19 protein-coding genes are annotated in these 18066 nt (G+C 65.2%); 11 read left to right on the forward strand and 8 right to left on the reverse strand.

The window, feature by feature from the left end:
- The first annotated feature begins 82 nt into the window (after positions 1-82).
- The gene (locus tag ACIBI6_RS10585) at positions 83-688 is read left to right on the forward strand and encodes a response regulator transcription factor (protein ID WP_364339310.1); all 606 of its coding nucleotides are present in this window, start codon (positions 83-85) and stop codon (positions 686-688) included.
- A 164-nt stretch (positions 689-852) separates the two neighbouring features.
- Here the strand turns inward: ACIBI6_RS10585 and ACIBI6_RS10590 are convergent, their stop codons facing one another.
- Complete coding sequence (locus ACIBI6_RS10590; protein ID WP_364339312.1) at positions 853-1473, reverse strand: TetR/AcrR family transcriptional regulator; 621 nt, start codon at positions 1471-1473, stop codon at positions 853-855.
- Between the two features lie 102 nt (positions 1474-1575).
- On the opposite strand from ACIBI6_RS10590, the gene ACIBI6_RS10595 reads away from it, so the two are divergent.
- Positions 1576-2553 carry a hypothetical protein gene (locus ACIBI6_RS10595; RefSeq protein ID WP_396955824.1) on the forward strand — a complete coding sequence of 326 codons (978 nt, stop codon included), beginning with the start codon at positions 1576-1578 and terminating at the stop codon, positions 2551-2553.
- A gap of 216 nt (positions 2554-2769) precedes the next feature.
- Here the strand turns inward: ACIBI6_RS10595 and ACIBI6_RS10600 are convergent, their stop codons facing one another.
- From ACIBI6_RS10600 to ACIBI6_RS10610, 3 genes are all read right to left on the reverse strand, one after another.
- Positions 2770-3669, reverse strand: a complete 900-nt coding sequence (locus ACIBI6_RS10600) for a hypothetical protein (RefSeq protein ID WP_396955825.1) — start codon at positions 3667-3669, stop codon at positions 2770-2772.
- Between the two features lie 173 nt (positions 3670-3842).
- Complete coding sequence (locus tag ACIBI6_RS10605; protein ID WP_396955826.1) at positions 3843-4283, reverse strand: Fur family transcriptional regulator; 441 nt, start codon at positions 4281-4283, stop codon at positions 3843-3845.
- Entirely contained in the window at positions 4280-4630 is a 351-nt protein-coding gene (locus ACIBI6_RS10610; RefSeq protein WP_062991218.1) for a helix-turn-helix transcriptional regulator, read from the reverse strand. The genes ACIBI6_RS10605 and ACIBI6_RS10610 overlap by 4 nt, the downstream gene beginning before the upstream one ends.
- Positions 4631-4921: 291 nt before the next feature.
- Between ACIBI6_RS10610 and ACIBI6_RS10615 the strand changes: the two genes are divergently transcribed.
- Together ACIBI6_RS10615 and ACIBI6_RS10620 are read left to right on the forward strand one after the other, a co-directional pair.
- A complete protein-coding gene (locus ACIBI6_RS10615) occupies positions 4922-6313 on the forward strand; it encodes a glycine--tRNA ligase (protein ID WP_364339320.1) in 1392 nt (463 codons plus the stop codon).
- A gap of 339 nt (positions 6314-6652) precedes the next feature.
- Positions 6653-7573 (forward strand): NADP-dependent oxidoreductase, encoded by a 921-nt coding sequence (locus tag ACIBI6_RS10620; RefSeq protein ID WP_364339322.1) that lies wholly within the window; start codon positions 6653-6655, stop codon positions 7571-7573.
- Here the strand turns inward: ACIBI6_RS10620 and ACIBI6_RS10625 are convergent.
- On the reverse strand, positions 7570-8196 hold the full coding sequence (locus tag ACIBI6_RS10625) for a transcriptional regulator (protein WP_364339325.1): 627 nt from the start codon (positions 8194-8196) through the stop codon (positions 7570-7572). The genes ACIBI6_RS10620 and ACIBI6_RS10625 overlap by 4 nt on opposite strands.
- Before the next feature lie 71 nt (positions 8197-8267).
- Between ACIBI6_RS10625 and ACIBI6_RS10630 the strand changes: the two genes are divergently transcribed.
- A complete protein-coding gene (locus ACIBI6_RS10630; RefSeq protein ID WP_364339327.1) occupies positions 8268-9533 on the forward strand; it encodes an acyltransferase in 1266 nt (421 codons plus the stop codon).
- A 5-nt stretch (positions 9534-9538) separates the two neighbouring features.
- On the opposite strand, the gene ACIBI6_RS10635 is transcribed toward ACIBI6_RS10630, so the two are convergent.
- Positions 9539-9934: a PPOX class F420-dependent oxidoreductase gene (locus ACIBI6_RS10635; protein WP_364339329.1), complete on the reverse strand. Its 396-nt coding sequence runs from the start codon at positions 9932-9934 to the stop codon at positions 9539-9541.
- Positions 9935-9982: 48 nt separating this feature from the next.
- On the opposite strand from ACIBI6_RS10635, the gene ACIBI6_RS10640 reads away from it, so the two are divergent.
- The 3 genes from ACIBI6_RS10640 to ACIBI6_RS10650 are packed head-to-tail and all read left to right on the forward strand — an operon-like array spanning position 9983 to position 12620.
- A complete protein-coding gene (locus tag ACIBI6_RS10640) occupies positions 9983-10405 on the forward strand; it encodes a MarR family transcriptional regulator (protein ID WP_364339331.1) in 423 nt (140 codons plus the stop codon).
- Positions 10406-10453: 48 nt separating this feature from the next.
- Complete coding sequence (locus ACIBI6_RS10645) at positions 10454-11890, forward strand: molybdopterin-dependent oxidoreductase (protein ID WP_364339333.1); 1437 nt, start codon at positions 10454-10456, stop codon at positions 11888-11890.
- Positions 11891-11945: 55 nt separating this feature from the next.
- Positions 11946-12620, forward strand: a complete 675-nt coding sequence (locus tag ACIBI6_RS10650; RefSeq protein WP_364339335.1) for an MBL fold metallo-hydrolase — start codon at positions 11946-11948, stop codon at positions 12618-12620.
- A 3-nt stretch (positions 12621-12623) separates the two neighbouring features.
- Here ACIBI6_RS10650 and ACIBI6_RS10655 read toward each other — a convergent pair whose 3' ends face one another.
- Positions 12624-13493: an NAD(P)-dependent oxidoreductase gene (locus tag ACIBI6_RS10655; RefSeq protein ID WP_396955827.1), complete on the reverse strand. Its 870-nt coding sequence runs from the start codon at positions 13491-13493 to the stop codon at positions 12624-12626.
- 282 nt (positions 13494-13775) lie between these two features.
- Here ACIBI6_RS10655 and ACIBI6_RS10660 point away from each other — a divergent pair, with 282 nt between their 5' ends.
- The 3 genes from ACIBI6_RS10660 to dnaG are packed head-to-tail and all read left to right on the forward strand — an operon-like array spanning position 13776 to position 17574.
- Positions 13776-14354: a YdcF family protein gene (locus tag ACIBI6_RS10660; protein ID WP_364339791.1), complete on the forward strand. Its 579-nt coding sequence runs from the start codon at positions 13776-13778 to the stop codon at positions 14352-14354.
- Positions 14355-14360: 6 nt separating this feature from the next.
- A complete protein-coding gene (locus tag ACIBI6_RS10665; protein ID WP_396955828.1) occupies positions 14361-15602 on the forward strand; it encodes a deoxyguanosinetriphosphate triphosphohydrolase in 1242 nt (413 codons plus the stop codon).
- 46 nt (positions 15603-15648) lie between these two features.
- The gene (gene dnaG, locus ACIBI6_RS10670; protein WP_364339342.1) at positions 15649-17574 is read left to right on the forward strand and encodes a DNA primase; all 1926 of its coding nucleotides are present in this window, start codon (positions 15649-15651) and stop codon (positions 17572-17574) included.
- A gap of 165 nt (positions 17575-17739) precedes the next feature.
- Here the strand turns inward: dnaG and ACIBI6_RS10675 are convergent, their stop codons facing one another.
- Complete coding sequence (locus tag ACIBI6_RS10675; protein WP_063040910.1) at positions 17740-17985, reverse strand: hypothetical protein; 246 nt, start codon at positions 17983-17985, stop codon at positions 17740-17742.
- Between the last annotated feature and the right edge of the window lie 81 nt (positions 17986-18066).

Genomic DNA, 18066 nt, shown 5'->3' on the forward strand with positions numbered 1-18066 from the left:
GTTTGCACTCGTGCAGTTTCCGCTGCGATTCGGCCGAAAGTGCACGCTCAGGCCAATTCCCGTCGTCGAAGGACCACCTCGCATGATCCGTCTGCTCCTCGTCGACGACCAGGCACTCGTCCGTGGCGCACTCGCCGCACTGCTCGGCCTGGAATCCGATCTGGAAGTCGTCGCGGAGGTCGGCCGCGGTGATGAAGTCCTCGATGCGGTCGCGCGCACCACACCCGATGTGGTGCTGCTGGATGTGGAAATGCCGGGCATGGACGGCATCGCGGTCGCGGCGCAACTGCATGCCGCTCATCCGGATCTCCGTATCCTCATGGTTACGACCTTCGGCCGTCCCGGCTATTTGCGGCGCGCAATCGATGCGGGCGCAAGCGGATTCGTCGTGAAGGACACCCCGGCCCGCGAACTCGCGGACGCGGTGCGCCGAGTCCACATGGGCTTACGCGTTGTCGATCCCGCCCTCGCCACCGAAACCTTGACCGTCGGTACTTCGCCACTGACAGCCCGCGAACGCGAGGTCCTCGCCGCCGCGGCCGACGGTGCTACCGCCGGCGCCATCGCCAAACAGTTACACCTGTCGGAAGGCACTGTCCGCAACCACCTTTCATCCGTCATCGGCAAAACCGGAACCAGCACCCGCGCCGAAGCCGTCCGCGCCGCCGAACGCCTCGGCTGGCTCTGAGCGCTCGGCGGGTGACAGCCGGACTGTGCTGCCGCATAACCAATGCCTACCTTGCGAGGCTGCAACTAGTGCGAGGTAGCAACTGGATATGCGACCGTGCCTCGCTCTGACTGAGGCGCCCGCGGATCCGAGGCTCGCGTCGAACGGCCGGAGTGCACCTCGGACTATGTGTCGCCGGTGTGGGCGGCCAATTGGCCGAAGGGCAGCAGGGTCGCGACGCCGCGAGCCAGGGTTTCCGGATCCACGTCGCCGATGATCAAGTGCTGCAACATGAATCCCGGCACCAAGCCGATGATCGCCGTTGTGACCGCGTGGATATCGGTATCGGGCGGTAACCAGCCGACCTCCACCATGCGTTCGACGTATTCGTACCACCGATCGCGCATCGCGCGCACGGCGTCCTTGACGTATTCGGCTGCCTCCTCGTGCACCAGCGCCAGCGCCCACGCCTGCGGTGCGAGCCGGACCGGACCTTCCGGACCGCTGCGCTCGACTATGTACTCGGCGATGACCCGGACGAGCTGGGCCGGCGTCGGCAGCGGATCGGACCGGATTGCCCTGGTCATCGTGGCGCGCAGCTCGACCGTTGTCTCGGCGGCCAGGGCGGCGATGATGTCGTTCTTGCTCTTGAAGTACCGGTAGACCGCCCCGGCCGAGAGGCCCGATTCGGTGAAGATGTCCTGCATCGACGTCTCGTAGAAACCCTTGCGGGCAAAGCAGAGCTGCGCGGCGTCGAGGATCTGCTGCCTGCGACGTTCCAGGTGTTCTTCACTGACTCTGGGCATGGCTCCAAAATAAAACGAATGCTCGTTCTTGACAACCTCGAGAGGTCGTGCGACGGTATCCACATCGAAAGAGAACGGTCATTCGATTTTCGGGAGAACGTCATGAATACAATCCAGCGGGCAGTCGGTGTCGGCGTCGCCGCGGCCCTGCTCCAGGCATTGATGTTGATCGCCTTCGCCTGGCCAGCGGCCCATATCGCGCCGCGCGATCTGCCCATCGCCGTCAGCGGCCCGCTGGCCGCCGTGGTCGCCGACAAACTGACCCAGCACGATCCCGATGCCTTCGATATCAGCAACCCCGCCGACGAAGCGGAGGCGCGCGAAGCGATCGAGAACCGGGACGTCTACGGTGCCGTCATCACCGGCGGCGGCGCCCCGCGCGTATTGGTCGCCTCCGGCGCGAGTCCCGTTGTGGCACAACAGCTCACCGCGATCGCCCAGCAGCTGTCCGGTGCGCCGGCCCCGGCGGTCGAGGATGTGGTGGCCGCCGATCCGGACGATCCGCGCGGCACCGCCTTCGGGGCGATGGTATTGCCGCTGGTCATGTCCGGTATCGCGGCGGGTGTCGTGCTCAGCCTGTTGATTCCGTCGGTCGGTGGTAAGGCGATCGGACTGATCACCTTCGGCATCGCGGGTGGGCTGTTGAGCATCGTGATCATCCAGGGCTGGATGTCGGTTGTTCCCGGCCCCTATCTGACGCTGGCCGCCGTCGCGGGCCTGGTGTCCTTCGCGGTCTCCGGTGCGGTCGTCGGCCTGTCCAGTGCGATCGGCCGCGCGGGCATCGGTATCGCCGCGCTGACCATGCTCCTGGTCGGCAACCCGTTCTCGGCCGCGACCTCGGCTCCGGAACTGCTGCCGCAGCCGTGGGGAGCCATCGGCCAACTGCTGCCGCCGGGCGCCGCCGCATCACTGCTGCGCTCGGTTGCCTTCTTCGACGGCGCCGCCGCCACCAAACCACTTGTGGTCCTGGGCATCTGGGCTCTGGCCGCACTTGCCCTCTTGGGTGTAGGCGCACTTCGCGAACGCCGTTCGGCTGCGGAGTCGACCCCGGTCCGCTCCGGCGACCCGGTCGCCGTCTGATCCCAAAACGCTCCGAAATCGACTGCAGGCCGCCACTACCGGGTAATCCGGCGGTGGCGGCCTGTGTCATGTGTCAGCCGCGACGCATCGCGTTCACGGCGTGAGCGATCCGTATCCCTGGGACCCGCACTTGTTGTGCGCGCCTATAAAGGAGCGGCGAGACAAGCGGGCCAGCGCCGTTCGAGTTATCCGAATGATATTGGCCCGCTGGTATTCTCAGGAGATGGTGAAGGAGAGATTCGGGGCGCTGCCCGCACCCTTCTCCGCGTCGTAGGCCACCACGTAGGTACCGGTGGGCGGGGACGGAACCACGAAAACGACGTAATTCTTTGCGTTGTCGATAATTTCGTTGGTATTCAGCAGTTCGTTGATCGGCCCGCGGATATCGGCCGGAATCGTTTGGCCGTCCGGGGTTTTCACGGTGAAGTAGTCGTAGAAGACATTCAGTCCGCCCGCCGAGATCCCGGGGCCACCAATGATCTTGATGCGCAACGAGAGATCCATCTTGTCGCGCTCGTTCTTGGTGTAGCTCGGAGCCACTGTGCCGCTGGTGATTTCGATCGTCGTCTGATCCTGCACCAGTTTGCCGGTGACATTCAGCGTCTTCGGCGCGACACCTTCGACCTGAGTCGAGGCCTTCAGTGGAATCTTGGTCTGGTTATCCGAGGCCTGTCCGTAGATCACGGTAATGGTGTCGAGCAGGTGCTCGGCATCGTGCAGCGTCTTGACCGACGTGGTGACATTTCCGGTGGCCGAACCCTTTCCGGGCACGGTCGGCGAGTCGAAGCTCGCTCCGGCGTCGATCTCCTTGTCGACCTGCAGGTAGGTGTTATTGCTGATCGTCTTGTTGTCGGGCGTGGTGTTCTTGTAGGTGATATCGATCAGCACCTTGGCGCCGCCGAACTCGTCGGGCACCACGGTCGCTTTGTCCACCGTGATATCGAAGCCCTCGTACCATCCGGTCTTGCCGATACTGCGGACGGTCGACTGACCGGTTTTCGCCCCCGGCTGCCTCTGGCCGACGGTGCTCTGCGCGGACGCCGTCGTGGTCGGTCCCGACTTGGCGTCCTTGTCGTTGCACGCGGTCATGAGCAGGGCGGAGCTGCCGATGAGCACGGCCGCTCCGATTGTGGTGATTTTCCGGCGTCTGTCCGCCGCAAAAATGGTCGATCGCACGCTGCCTCCCAGAAGATTTCGATCTCAGTGCGCGACGCCCGGAACCCCCGGACGTTATGTGATTCGCAGTGAAATCTTCCTCGGCACCGGCGCCGTTAACTGTGTGACTGTCGTCACATGTTGGAGCGGTCCGCCTTCGCGCATTCGCAGCAGGTTCCGAAGATCTCCATGGTGTGGCTGACCTCGGTGAATCCGTGTTCGCCCGCGATGGTTTCGGCCCATGCCTCGACCGTCGGGCCCTCGACCTCGACGGTACGACCACAGTGTCGGCAGACCAGATGGTGATGGTGTCCGGTGGAGCACTGCCGGTAGACGGATTCGCCGGTGTCGGTGCGCAATACGTCGACGAGTCCGGCATCGGCCAGCGACTGCAGGGTGCGGTAGACGGTGGTCAACCCGATGCCCTCGCCGCGGCGGCGCAATTCGTCGTGCAACTCCTGCGCGGAGCGGAACTCCTCGATATCACCGAGCAGCGAGGCGATCGCACTGCGCTGTCGGGTACTGCGAATGCCAACCGGCTTCTCCGGCAAGGCCGTCTTATCTGGCACGATCACCCTTCCTCGGCATGGGCCACGGCGTCGACAACGATATGCGCCAGGTGGTCGTCGACGAGTTCATACAGCACTTCGCGGCCGGAGCGTTCCCCGTGCACCACGCCCGCGGACTTGAGAATCCTCAGATGCTGGCTGACCAGCGGTTGGGTGACACCGAGGACATCGACCAATTCGTGTACGCAACGCGGCGATTCACGCAATTGCAGCACAATGGCGATGCGCACCGGGGCGGCGAGTGCGCGCAGCAGTTCGCCCGCGTCCTCCAGGACGCTCCGCGTCGGCACCGGCACTGGCGCGGGTGATCGGTACGGGTTGTGCGGATGGGCGGTGGCGGTCTCGGCGGTCATCGAACCAACTCCTTATTGGAAAGCATTACCATTTTGATATGCACAGGTGCGCATGTCAAACGAGGCCTGCCTCGGAGTGTCGAACGAACGTCGGTGAATGCGGCGCGAAAACCGAATGGCCCGTGCGGTGGAAGACGGCTGGGACCTGGGCGATAGTCTGTAGTCAACGCTATAGGTTGTGGTCAACGCTATATGTTTGTGATCAACGCTGTGGCGTCGGGGCATACCGCATCGGGCCTCACCCGATCCGGCCGATCTGAATCCGACTCGTACTGGATGGAGAATTCTCGCGTGGCACCCAAGTCGAAGGTGGACACCGTTGCCAACCTCGCCAAGCGCCGGGGTCTGGTGTACCCGTGTGGTGAGATCTACGGCGGCACCAAATCGGCGTGGGACTACGGTCCGCTGGGTGTCGAGTTCAAGGAGAACATCAAGAAGCAGTGGTGGCGCTCCATGGTCACCAGCCGCGAGGATGTGGTGGGCCTCGACTCGTCGGTGATTCTGCCGCGTCAGGTGTGGGTCGCCTCCGGCCACGTCGGCGTATTCAACGATCCGCTGGTCGAATGCCTGAACTGTCACCACCGGCACCGGCAGGACCACCTGCAGGAGGCCTACGCGATCAAGCACAAGATCGACGATCCGGACTCCGTCTCGATGGAGCTGGTGGTGTGCCCGGACTGCGGCACAGTCGGTCGCTGGACCGAGCCGCGTGACTTCAACATGATGCTCAAGACCTACCTCGGCCCGGTCGAGTCCGAAGAGGGCCTGCACTACCTGCGTCCGGAAACCGCACAGGGCATCTTCATCAACTTCGCCAATGTGATGACCACCGCGCGCAAGAAGCCGCCGTTCGGCATCGCGCAGATCGGCAAGAGCTTCCGCAACGAGATCACCCCCGGCAACTTCATCTTCCGCACCCGTGAATTCGAGCAGATGGAGATGGAGTTCTTCGTCAAGCCGGGTGAGGACGCGCAGTGGCACAAGTATTGGATCGACACCCGGTTCGCCTGGTACACCGACCTCGGCATCGACCCGGAGAACCTGCGGCTGTTCGAGCACCCGAAGGACAAGCTGTCGCACTACTCGGCAGGCACCACCGATATCGAGTACCGCTTCGGCTTCCAGGGCAATGAATGGGGTGAGCTGGAGGGCATCGCCAACCGCACCGACTTCGATCTGAAGACCCATTCCGAGCATTCCGGCAATGACCTGAACTACTTCGACCAGACCACCAATGAGCGCTACACCCCGTACGTCATCGAGCCCGCGGCCGGCCTGACCCGCTCGCTGATGGCGTTCCTGGTCGATGCGTACACCGTCGACCAGGCGCCCAACGCCAAGGGCGTCATGGAGGAGCGCATCAGTCTGCGGCTGGACCGCAGGCTCGCGCCGGTCAAGGCGGCGGTGCTGCCGCTGTCGCGGAATGCGGATCTGACGCCGAAGGCGAAAGATCTTGCCGCGCAGCTGCGTAAGAGCTGGAATGTCGAATTCGACGATGCCGGCGCCATCGGCCGCCGCTACCGGCGCCAAGACGAAATCGGCACGCCGTTCTGCATCACCGTCGACTTCGACACTCTCGAAGACCAAGCGGTCACCGTCCGCGAGCGCGATTCCATGACGCAGGAGCGGATCGCGCTGGACAAGGTCGAGGGCTACCTGGCGCAGCACCTCATCGGCGCCTGAATTCGATAGCGATCAACGCCCTGTCGCGCTGCGGCAGGGCGTTTTCGTAGCTTGCACCGCAGGTGAATTCAGCGCCTGTCCGGTTTCCGGTCCGACTGGAGGATCAGTCCGTTCCCGCTCGGTAGCAGTAGCGCCCCAGGACACCGCGACCAGAACGGCCAGAAGTATCAATTTTCGCACGGTCTGCGTCCTCTGCCAGCAGCCTTTCCGCACCCACGGGTGTCAGCTCAGGGCTGGTGCCGTCGGTGGCAGTACGCCTCGACGATCGTCGGTGCATGGAAATTTCCCACGCGGTTACTCGGTTGACGGCGTATGTCACCGAGTAGGCGGGAGCCGGATATGGCAAGAGCTGTGAAGTTCGATCGTTATGGCGGAATCGAAGAACTGAAGGTGGTCGAGGTGCCGACACCGCAGGCGGGGCCCGGTCGGGTCGTCGTCGAGGTGGTAGCGGCCGGTATCAATCCGGGGGAGGGGTATATCCGTTCGGGCGCGCTGCACGAGCGCTGGCCCGCGACATTTCCTTCGGGTGAGGGCACCGATTTCGCGGGTCGCGTCGTCGAGGTCGGATCCGGCGTCGGCGGGATCGAGATCGGCGCCGAGGTGCTCGGATTCACCGATGAGCGGGCCAGTCATGCCACGCACGTGGTGGTGCCCGCCGAACAGGTGACACTCAAGCCCGGGAAACTGGATTGGGATGTCGCGGGATCGTTGTATGTCGTTGGGACAACGGCTTTCGCCGCCGTGCGGGCAGTGGACCCGCAAGCGGGCGATACCGTCGCGGTTTCGGGTGCCGCGGGTGGCGTCGGCTCGGTCGTCGTACAACTCCTGCGGGCCAGGGGCGCAACGGTTCTCGGCATCGCGAGCGAGGTCAATCACGATTGGCTACGCAAGGTCGGGGTGATTCCGGTGGCCTATGGTGAGGGGCTGATCGACCGGATCCGGGCGGCCGCCCCTGCGGGCGTCGACGCGTTCATCGATACCTTCGGTGCCGAATATGTCGATCTCGCAATCGAACTCGGCATTGCGGTCGATCGTATCGACACCATCATCAATTGGGAGGCTGCCGAGCGGTACGGCGTGAAGACCGACGGCAACGCTGCCGCGGGCACCATCGATGTGCTTGCCGAACTTGCCGATCTGGCCGCCGCTGGCACCGTCGAGGTACCCATCGCGGCTGTTTATCCGCTCGACAAGGTCCAGGAGGCGTATCGCGAACTGGAGCAGCGCCACACGCGCGGCAAGATCGTGCTGCACCCTTAGCCGGACACATCCCAGAATTCGTATTCGTGGCGCATGCCCTGTAGGAATAACTCTTCCGCACGCGCCGGGTCGCCACCCGCCTCATCGAGCATCTGCCCGCAGCGGCGGGTGAGCGCCGCGAATCCGGGGTCGGCGTAGGTGTCGACCCAGCGCCGATAGCGCGGTTCCGATGGCGGATTCTCGGCGAGGATTGCGCCGAGGGTCGAATAGCCCCACATGCACGGATACAGCGCCGCCAGTCCGTCGGCGTAGCACGCGGCCGACTCCAGCAGGAATGCGGTGTAGGCCGCGCACGGCGCACCCTTCGTCGCACCGTCGAGATCCGCGCCGAATTCGGCGGCCAGCGACCGATGCAGGGACAGCTCCTCGTGATAAGTAGCGTGCGCGAGATCCACCAGGTCGCCCAGATGCGCTGCGGGCGCCTGCGAGGCCAGCCGGGCGAATACCCGCACATAGTCCAGCAGGAACAGATAGTCCTGTTCGAGCCAGGACCGGAAGACCGATGCGGGCAGATCGCCTCCGGCGATGCCCGCCACCGTCGGATGCGCCAGCTGGCTTATAACCAGCGGAAAACCGAGCTCCTCCAGGTGCGCCGAGAGACTGATGTGTGCCGCGGGACTCATGTGGGCAGTCTCTCTCAGTCGGAGGGGTTTCGGGATTGCGCCCCGCTTGTAGTTGCCGCACGCTGGGCCATGTGTTGTGGGAAGAGGAGGTTTTGGTGCGGGTGTTGGGTGCCTCGGAACAACGTTTCGTGCGGGCGGGGACCTACACCGGACGATCCGTGACGGTCGTCGGTGATCTCGATACGAATGCATTGGGGGCGGCGTTCACCGCACTACAGCATGCCTACCCGGTGGTTAGCTGCCGGATCGGCGAGGACGCCACCGGCCGCGGATATCTACTCCGACGTGGCGAAACCCCGGAGATCGGTATGACGTCGAGTCTCGGTGATCCGGATCCCGTCCGCATTCCGGAGCCTATCGATCCGGCCGGACAGCTGGCCTACCTGGATGTGGTGCACTCCGAGCGGGGCCGCTCGCGCGTCACACTTTTCGCCCACCACAGCATCGCTGACGCGGGCCACTGCGTCGAACTGCTGTCCCGACTATGGGACTTCTACACCGATTACGTCGAATCCGGGACGACAACCGTTGTGCCGCACGACTATCCGCAGTCGCTGGAATGGCATGTATCGGCGCGCGGGATCGCCCGCTCTTCGGTCTCCGGCTTCGAGGACGTCACCAAGCCGCTGCAACCCGTGGTCATTCCGCCCGCACCCGCGATCCCCGCGCCGCCCGCGCTGGACCGGCCGCGACGCATCATCTTGGACGAGGATGCGAGCGCCCGCATCATCGGCCTCGGGCGCTATCCGGGAGTGACCGTCAACGGGCTCGTAACCGCCGCCCTGCTACGTGCCTTCGCTTCGGAAAAGGCCAGGGCCACCGGCGATCCGGTGCTGCTCGGCTGTCTGTATCCGGTGGATATGCGCACCCGACTGGATCCGCCGGTCGCGCGCGCAGAGGGCACCAATATGGCGGGTCTGGCCTCTTTCGCCGCGACGGTCGACCTCTGCGTGGACATCCTCGAACTGGCCCAACACATTTCGGCTCGATTGCAACATGACCTGGCCGAGGGCATCGTCCAGCAATCGGTGCTGCACTTTCCGGATTACTTCGGCCCCAACCGGATCCACTCCTTGGCCGGGCATATCGCGGTGACGAATACCGGTGCCGTGCCTGCCTTCCGCATCCCCGCGAATATCGCGCTCACCGACTACGAGATCGTTTACGTCTCCGCCCATCCGCGTCCGTCCGCGGGTGCCTCGGCGGCAATCACCTTCCTGGTCTACACCTTCGAAGGCCGACTAACGGTCGGGGTACTCGGCCGCGACGCCGACCGGCTCGTGTCCGCGGTGCGCAGTGAATTGACGGCTCTCGCGGGGGAGGCCGTCAACTCCTGAGGCCACTATTGATAGGTGGCGTGCGTCGGGCGCATGACGAGCACGACCCGGCGCGGATGGTCGGCGACCGGGCGTTGATACGGCAGGTCGTAGCGGCGTGCGAGCACATCGAAGAATTCGCCGTCCGGATCGGGTTCGATGGCCTCGATGACGCCGCGGACCTCGAGGTAGCGGTAGGGCTTGTCCGGATCGTTGATGCTCACCGCGACTTCGGGATTCTGCTTGGTATTGACGGCTTTGCGTCGATCGATCGTGGTGGTGAAGCGCAGGCGACCGCCATCCCACACCTGCCATACCGGCGTCACCTGCGGAGTGCCGTCCGGGTTCAGCGTGGCGAGATGGGCGAACAGCGGCCGGGATAGCAAATCGGCGTGACTCTCGGGGATTACGGGGTTATCCATACTTCAAAGACTATCAAGGCTTTGATAGTTCAGCTATCTTTGACACTTATGAAATTGCCTGCGCAGCAGCGGCTCGGTCTGGACCTCAAGCGCGCCGAGCAGGAGCTGATGGCCGTCAAACACGAGGCGGTCAAACCGCTTACGGTGCCGCAGTACGCCGCTCTCTACGCGCTGTCGGAGAACCCGGGCATCTCCGCTGCCGCCCTCGCCCGCGAATGTCTGGTGACGCCGCAGGCGATGACGGTGGTCCTCAAAAATCTGCAGGAGCGCGGTTTCGTGGAGCGCACACCGCATCCCTGGCACCGCGGTGTGCTCGAAACCCGCCTCACCCCCGCGGGTCGCAAAGCTTTCGCCAAGGCCGATGCCAAGGCCGCCGCGATCGAGCGCCGTGTGGCCGCCGCCTTCAGTGCGAAGGAGCGCGAACTGTTGCGAGAGTTGTTGGCCCGGTTCATCGAGGCGCTGCAGGAATGAGGAGGCGGTAGGTTCGTAGATGTGTCGAGGAGAGCGGGTGTTCGAACGGTGCGGACCAACGGAGAACGCGGGGGCGTGCTCGGTGCCGCCGCGATCGGCGTCGGGGCGCTGGGCGTCGGCGAGTTGATCGCGGCCTCGCGCGGTGATTCGCTGATCGATGCGATCGGTCGGGTCATGGCCGATACCGCGCCGGTGCCGGTGGTGGAGACGACCGTCGCCTTATCCGGTAAGCACGACAAGGTCGTGACGCGCATCGGCGTCGGGGCCGGTGCGGTCGCCGCGACGGTCGGGCTCGGTGTGCTTTCCGATCAAGCGCGTACCCCTGCCCTCGCAGCCGTCGGTGCCGCCGCAGCCGCTTTGGGTTTCCGTCGATCGACCCGATCGTCCGCCACCGTCGCCGGTGCGGTCGCCGCCGCAGGTGTGCTCGGCCTCGGGCTGCGTAGGCGCCCGCGTGGACCGCTCGGCGCGCTGCTGTGGGCAGGCGCCGGTGCCGGACTGTTGGCCGGGGCGCGGGCGCTGATTCGCGACCACGACCGCAGACACCGCGATGCGATCCGTCGGGTCGGCCCGGTGGGTGGGATTTCGATGGTGCCGCGGGATGGGTTGGAGGACGAGCCCGGTCTGTCGTCGCTGATCACCGCGAACCGAAGTTTCTACGTGGCCGATGTCAATCTGAGTCCGCCGCGGATCGATCCGACGCGCTGGCGGCTGTCGGTGACCGGCAAGGTCGCGCATCCGCTGCGGCTGTCGCTGGCCGAATTGGCCGCGGACGCAGTGGAATTCGATGCGGTCATGGTGTGCGTGCATAATCGGCCCGGTGAGCGTCGCGCCGGTAACGGCCGCTGGTACGGGGTTCCGCTGGCCGAGTTGCTCGAGCATGCCATACCCGAAACCGGTGCGACCCGGCTGGTCACCAGGGCCACCGACGGCTACACCATCTCACTGCCGGTGGAGCCGCTGCGCTCCGGTGCGTGGCCCGGATATCTGGTGATCGGTGTGAACGGCGAGCCACTGGCCCCGGAGCACGGATTCCCGGCGCGCGTTTTCGTGCCCGGCCTCTACGGCCAGTACACCGGCGCGAAATGGCTTGCTGAACTGGAACTGACCGACGACAACCATGTCGACTACTGGTGGAAGCGCGGTTGGCCCTCGGATCCGATCTGGGTGACACCGCAGGCCCGCATCGACGTCAGCTCGCCCGGCGCGGGCACCACCAACATCGCCGGTGTCGCATGGGCGCCCCCGCACGGCGTCGAGTCCGTCGAGCTCCGCATCGGCGAAGGCGATTGGCGCCCAGTAGATCTCGGCACCGAACTCGCCCCCGCCGCCTGGCGCCGCTGGCGCACCACAGTCGACCTGCCTCCCGGCGAACACACCGTGCAGGCCCGCGCCATCAGCCGCTCCGGCGAGATCCAGGACGGCGCCCCACGCTCACCCTTCCCCTCCGGGCCAGCCGGCTTTCACACCGTCACGATCAAAATCTGACTGTCCGTCAAGTTGCCGTCGCCCAGCCAATTGGGAGCACGGCTAGCATCGAAGCGTGATCACGATCGACCTGCCGTACACCGGTCACGTGTCCCCTGGATCGAATCCGCAACAGCGGGACGTCCCCGGTGCCCGCATTATCAAAATGTCCGTCGGTGGCATGGACAATAATTGTTATCTAGTGCAGTGCACCGCCACAGGCGCGGCACTGCTCATCGACGCAGCCAACGAAGCCGACCGCATTGTCGAACTCGTCAACCAGGAGACGCCGGGCCGCATTGCCTTGGTCGTCACCACCCATCAGCATCGGGACCATTGGTGGGCCCTGGAAAAGGTCGCCGCCGCCATCGGCGCACCGACCGCCGCGCATCCACTCGATGCCGAACCGCTGCCGGTGCGCCCCGATCGACTACTCGCCGACGGCGACCTCATCGAGGTAGGCGACCTGGCCTTCGAGGTCGTCCACCTGCGCGGTCATACCCCCGGTTCGGTTGCCCTCGCCCTGGTAGACGGCCCGGGCGTGCACTTGTTCACCGGCGACTCCCTTTTCCCGGGCGGCCTCGGCCGCACCACCAACCCGGAAGATTTCAACTCCCTCTACACCGACGTCACCACCAAGATCTTCGATCGCTATCCCGATGACGCCGTCGTCTATCCCGGTCACGGTGATGACACCACGCTCGGCGTCGAACGTCCGCACCTCGGCGAATGGCGCGAACGCGGCTGGTAGGACTTATGCGGTGCGCGGGTTGAGGCTTTCGAACATCCGCTCACTGCTGTGGGCACCGTAGCCGTCGGCGACCTGGCGATCGACGAGATTCTTGATCGCGCCGACAATGTCCAGGTCCACACCCGCATCGCGGCTGGTCGACACGATGGCATCCACGGCGGCCTTGGTGAAATCCAAGGGTTGGAACGGTTTCGAGTAATCGCCGGAGTCGATGGTGGCTCCGGCTCTCGGGAGTGATCCGGTCATCGCGGCGATCCAACCCGATGCGCGTTGGCCGAACTCTGCTGCCGACATGCCGATCGTGCGAACCATGGCTGCCCCGTGGTAGAAGCCCGCGAACATGGCATACATCCCGGCGAGCAGGGCGAAGTCGACAAGCGCGGCCTGCCCGGCGTCCGCGCCGAAATACTCTGCGCTGCCGAGCAATTCGAGCGTCGCGCAATGGTCGTCGAAAAGCTGGCGGGAGCCGCTGTAGAGCACGGACGAGCCGGGCCGGCCGATCATCGGCGGGACGGCCATAATGCCGCCGTCGAGGAAGTCGATGCCGTGGTTCGCGGCCCATTCGGCCAGCTCGCGCGACCCGCGCGGCTCGGTGCTGGTCAGGTTGACCAGGGCGCGCCCGGCCAGGCTATCGGTCACCGGATCGAGTACCTCGTGCACGGACCGATGGTCCAACAGGCAGGCAACCGCGAGATCGCTCGCGGTCACCGCTTCGGTCACCGTCCGCGCCGACTTCGCCCCTGCCGCAATGAGTTCCGCGTCCCGACCGGCACTGCGATTCCAGACCGTTGTCGGGTGTCCGGCCCGTACGAAGGCCGCAGCCAGCGCCTGTCCCATCGCGCCGAGCCCGAGGACCGTCACCGATGTCGTCATATATCCACTCCTCAAAGTTATCGAGATGCTGGTCGGCGCCGGAATCCATTCTCGATAGCCGCTGCACTATCGACAAGTACTGACTAATAAGTTCAGTACTAACCAAAAGGTAAGCATTGGCCGATCGATATCCGCCGGTTACGTTCTCGTCGACGGTGACCTGGCAGACTTGATGAGGTGAATTCGGCGACCCTGGCCTCGGCTACCGGAACCGGCCCGTCCCGCGGCGTCGGAGGCGGGCTGGTGCGCTGGGCGCGGCGGCTGGTCCTGGGCGCGATCTTGATGGGCGCGGTGCTCGTCGGCGGCACAGCATTCCGGGTGTGGCAGGTGGCGCGAATCGACGACTACACCAAGGCGGATGCGATCGTCGTCCTCGGCGCCGCGCAATACTCCGGCACACCGTCGACGGTGTTCGAGGCGCGACTGGATCAGGCCTACAAACTGTTCAAGGCCGGTGTCGCACCCAAGGTGATCACCGTCGGCGGTAAGCAGGAGGGCGATCTTTACACCGAGGCCGCCTCCGGCAAAAACTATCTGGCGGAGCGCGGCATACCGAGCGACCGGATCCTCGCGGTGGAAACGGGTTCGGACACCCTACGTAGCATCGAGGCCGTCGCGACCGCCATGAGCGCCCGTGAGATGTCCTCGGCGGTGCTGGTCAGCGATCCGTGGCATTCGCTGCGCACCAGAACCATGGCCCGCGACGCCGGGCTGGATGCCTGGACCGCCCCGACCCGGACCGGCCCCGCCGTCTACACCAGAGAATCGCAGGCACACGGAATCGCAAGGGAGACCGGGGCTTTGCTCTGGTATCAGCTCACGCACTTCTCGTCGGACTTCAAATACTCAGCGGGGCAGTGAGATTCGATGTATACCGAACACGCCCGCGAGCGAATGGTGGTGGAGGTAGCCAAGACCGCCGGACTGGGCCCGCCGCGCAGTGAATTCGAAACCGGCCACCGCACCGAATTCGCCCGCGACCGCGCCCGCGTACTGCATTCCGCAGCGCTGCGCAGACTCGCTGACAAAACCCAGGTCATGGGGCCGCGTGACGGCGACACCCCGCGCACGCGCTTGACCCATTCGATCGAAGTGGCTCAGATCGGGCGCAGCATCGCCGACGGTCTCGGCTGTGATCCAGATCTGGTCGACCTGGCCGGATTGGCGCACGATATCGGCCATCCGCCCTACGGCCACAATGGCGAGAAAGCCCTCGACCTCTTCGCCGACGCATACGGCGGATTCGAGGGCAATGCACAGAATCTGCGCATCCTCACCCGGCTCGAACCGAAGGTTTTGGATGCGGACGGCACGAGCGCGGGCTTGAATCTCACGCGCGCCGCACTCGACGCGGCTATCAAATACCCTTGGGGTAGAACAGGTTCGGGCACCAAGTTCGGTGCCTACGATATCGATCTGGATCGGCTGGAATGGGTGCGCAAGGACGCGCCGGACCGTCGCAAGAGCCTCGAGTGTCAGATCATGGACTGGTCCGACGATGTCGCGTACTCGGTGCACGATGTGGAAGACGGCGTGATCGCGGGGCGCATCGAATTGCGCGCCCTGGCCGATCCGTCCGAACAGGCGGCACTCGCCGAACTCGGGCACGGCCAGCATCCCACGCTTTCGGTGGACGACCTGATCGGTGCCGCTCAGCGGCTTTCAGAACTGCCCGTAGTGGCTGAAGCCGCCTCCTACGACGGCACCCTCGCCAGCTCGGTTGCGCTGAAGCGCCTCACCAGTGAACTGGTCGGCCGCTTCGCCACGGCCGCGATCATGGCCACACGGGAGGTCGCCGGGGCAGCGCCGCTGTCCCGTTATGCCGCGGATCTCGAGGTTCCACCGATCGTCGCCGCCGAGGTCGCGATGCTCAAAACCGTCGCCCTGCGCTACGTCATGTCCGATCTCGTGCACAAGCAGCGCCAAGCCGAGCAGCGCGAGCGGATTCAGGCGGTCGCGACCCGACTGCTGGCGACGGCACCGCACGGGTTGGATCCGCTGCTGCTCCCGTGGTGGCACGCCGCGACCGACGACACCGCGCGGGTCCGGGTAATCGTCGACCAGATCGCGTCCTACACCGAGAGTCGACTGGAGCGAGTAGACGCGTGACCAGCCGCTGGGCGTGTCGAGGCCGGACTAGCCTAGACTGACCGCCGTGGCCGGACGACTCCCAGATCGCGATATCGCGGCAATACGCGAACGCGTCCGGATCGAGGATGTGGTGGGGGAGTACGTCGCGCTGAAGCGGGCGGGTGCGGACTCCATGAGGGGCCTGTGCCCATTCCACGACGAGAAGTCGCCGTCATTCCATGTGCGGCCCAACCACGGCCTGTACCACTGCTTCGGCTGCGGTGAGGGCGGTGACGTCTTCGCCTTCCTGCAGAAGGTCGAGCACACCGGTTTCGTCGAGGCGGTGGAGCAGCTCGCCGATCGGATCGGCTACCAGATCAACTACGAAGGCGGCGGCACCTCGGTGCAGCGCGACCGCGGCACCAGGGGACGGTTGGTTGCCGCCAATGCCGCCGCGCACGAGTTCTACATGGCCAAATTGCGCGAGCCCGATGCCGAGGTTGCGCGCAAATTCTTGACCGACCGCAACTTCGACGGCAATGCCGCCCAGCAATTCGGCTGCGGCTATGCCCCGGCGGGCTGGGATACGCTCACGAAGCATCTGCTGCGTAAGGGTTTCGACTTCAAGGAGCTCGAGGCGGCCGGGCTGTCGCGTCAGGGCCAGCGCGGACCGATCGACCGCTTCCATCGGCGGCTGCTGTGGCCGATCCGCAATCTCGGCGGTGATGTCATCGGCTTCGGTGCGCGCAAGCTGTTCGACGACGACACCATGCCCGGCAAATACATCAATACGCCGGAAACCTTGCTGTACAAGAAGTCTCAGGTGCTGTTCGGCCTGGACCACGCCAAGCGCGAGATCGCCAAGGGCCACCAGGCGGTAGTGGTCGAGGGCTATACCGACGTGATGGCCATGCATCTGGCCGGAGTGAAAACCGCCGTCGCCTCCTGTGGCACCGCCTTCGGTGACGAGCATCTCGCCCTGTTGCGCCGACTGCTCATGGATGACAACTTCTGGCGCGGCGAAATCATCTACACCTTCGACGGTGACGCGGCCGGACAGGCGGCGGCATTGAAAGCCTTTGCGGGCGACCAGAAGTTGGCCGGGCAGACCTACATCGCCATCGCCCCCGACGGCCAGGACCCGTGCGAACTGCGCCAGCGCTCCGGCGACGGCGCCGTGCGCGACCTGGTAGCCCGGCGAACCCCGTTGTACGAGTTCGTGATTCGCGGTCTGCTCGCCGACCACAACCTGGATACCGCCGAGGGACAGGTGGAGGCGCTGCGCCGTGCCGTGCCGGTGGTGGCGCAGATCAAGGACAACGCGCTGCGCAAGGCGTACGCGACCAAGCTGGCGGGCTGGGTCGGCTGGGACGATATCCAGACCGTCGTGCGGCGCGTCGGTGAGGAAGCCAAGCGCAATCGCAACGGTGGTCGCCCGAGCGGTCGTGGCCCAGTAGCGGGCACGCCGCAGCCCAGCGCGGTCGTCGCCGAACACCCCGCAGCCCGTCCCAACCCGAACGACCCGACGCTGCTGCCGCAACGGCAGGCGCTCGGCGCGGCACTGCAGTATCCGGCGATGGCGGGCGCGGTTTTCGATTCGATCGAGAACGAGGCCTTCACCCATCCGGCTTACGCGGCCGTGCGCGCCATGATCGCCGAGGCCGGTGGCACGGCATCCGGGCTCAGCGGCGCCGAGTGGGTCAACGCCGTATCGGACGGGACCGATGATTTGACCATGCGGGCCTTGGTCTCCGAGTTGTCGGGCGAGCAGATGCCGGTGAAGTCGGCCAATGACATTCCCCGGTTCGTCACCGGGGTGCTGGCCCGAGTTCAGGAAGCCTGGGTCGGCCGTCAGATCGCGGAGCTGAAGTCGAAGCTGCAGCGTGTGTCCTCGACCGAGCAGGCCGACGCGTATATGGCGCTGTTCGGTGACCTCGTGGCGCTGGAGCAGTACCGCAAGAGTTTGCTCACCCAGGCGATGGGGAATCACGACGATTTCGCAGCGGGCTGACTAGCTCCGGAGTCCGGGTAGCCACTGCGTGCGATTCGTCGTACCGCGCATGTCGTAATCAGAGAAGTAGCCGCGCTGACGGCTAGCCGCTGCGGTTAGCGGTGCACCCGAGGGACGACTAGGTGCACCACTTCGACTGCTATTTCCGGCTCGAATCCCGCGAATTCAGCGGCGCAGCTGATCCTGCGGCACCAGAATCGTGGTCCGCTCATCCAGCGGCACCATCGGCTCCAACTTCGCCTGGGTACTGAGCTTGTCCGACAGCTTCTGTCGCCCGAAGAGAACCAGCTTGCGAGTCACCGGGCTCCCGGTGACCGCGCGGGTCGCCGCACTGATCTGTTCATAGCGACCCCGCCCGGCCTTCGTCCCGAGCACGTAACCGGCCGCAATGCCGATGATCAACCGCAGCATCTCGTAGAGCTCCTCCCAAAGTGCCTGTGCGCGGCTACCATCCTGCCCGACGCCGGGTACACCTGTCGATCCGGATCCACC

Origin of the sequence: Nocardia sp. NPDC050412, from assembly GCF_044458825.1 — a bacterium.
GTDB lineage: Bacteria > Actinomycetota > Actinomycetes > Mycobacteriales > Mycobacteriaceae > Nocardia.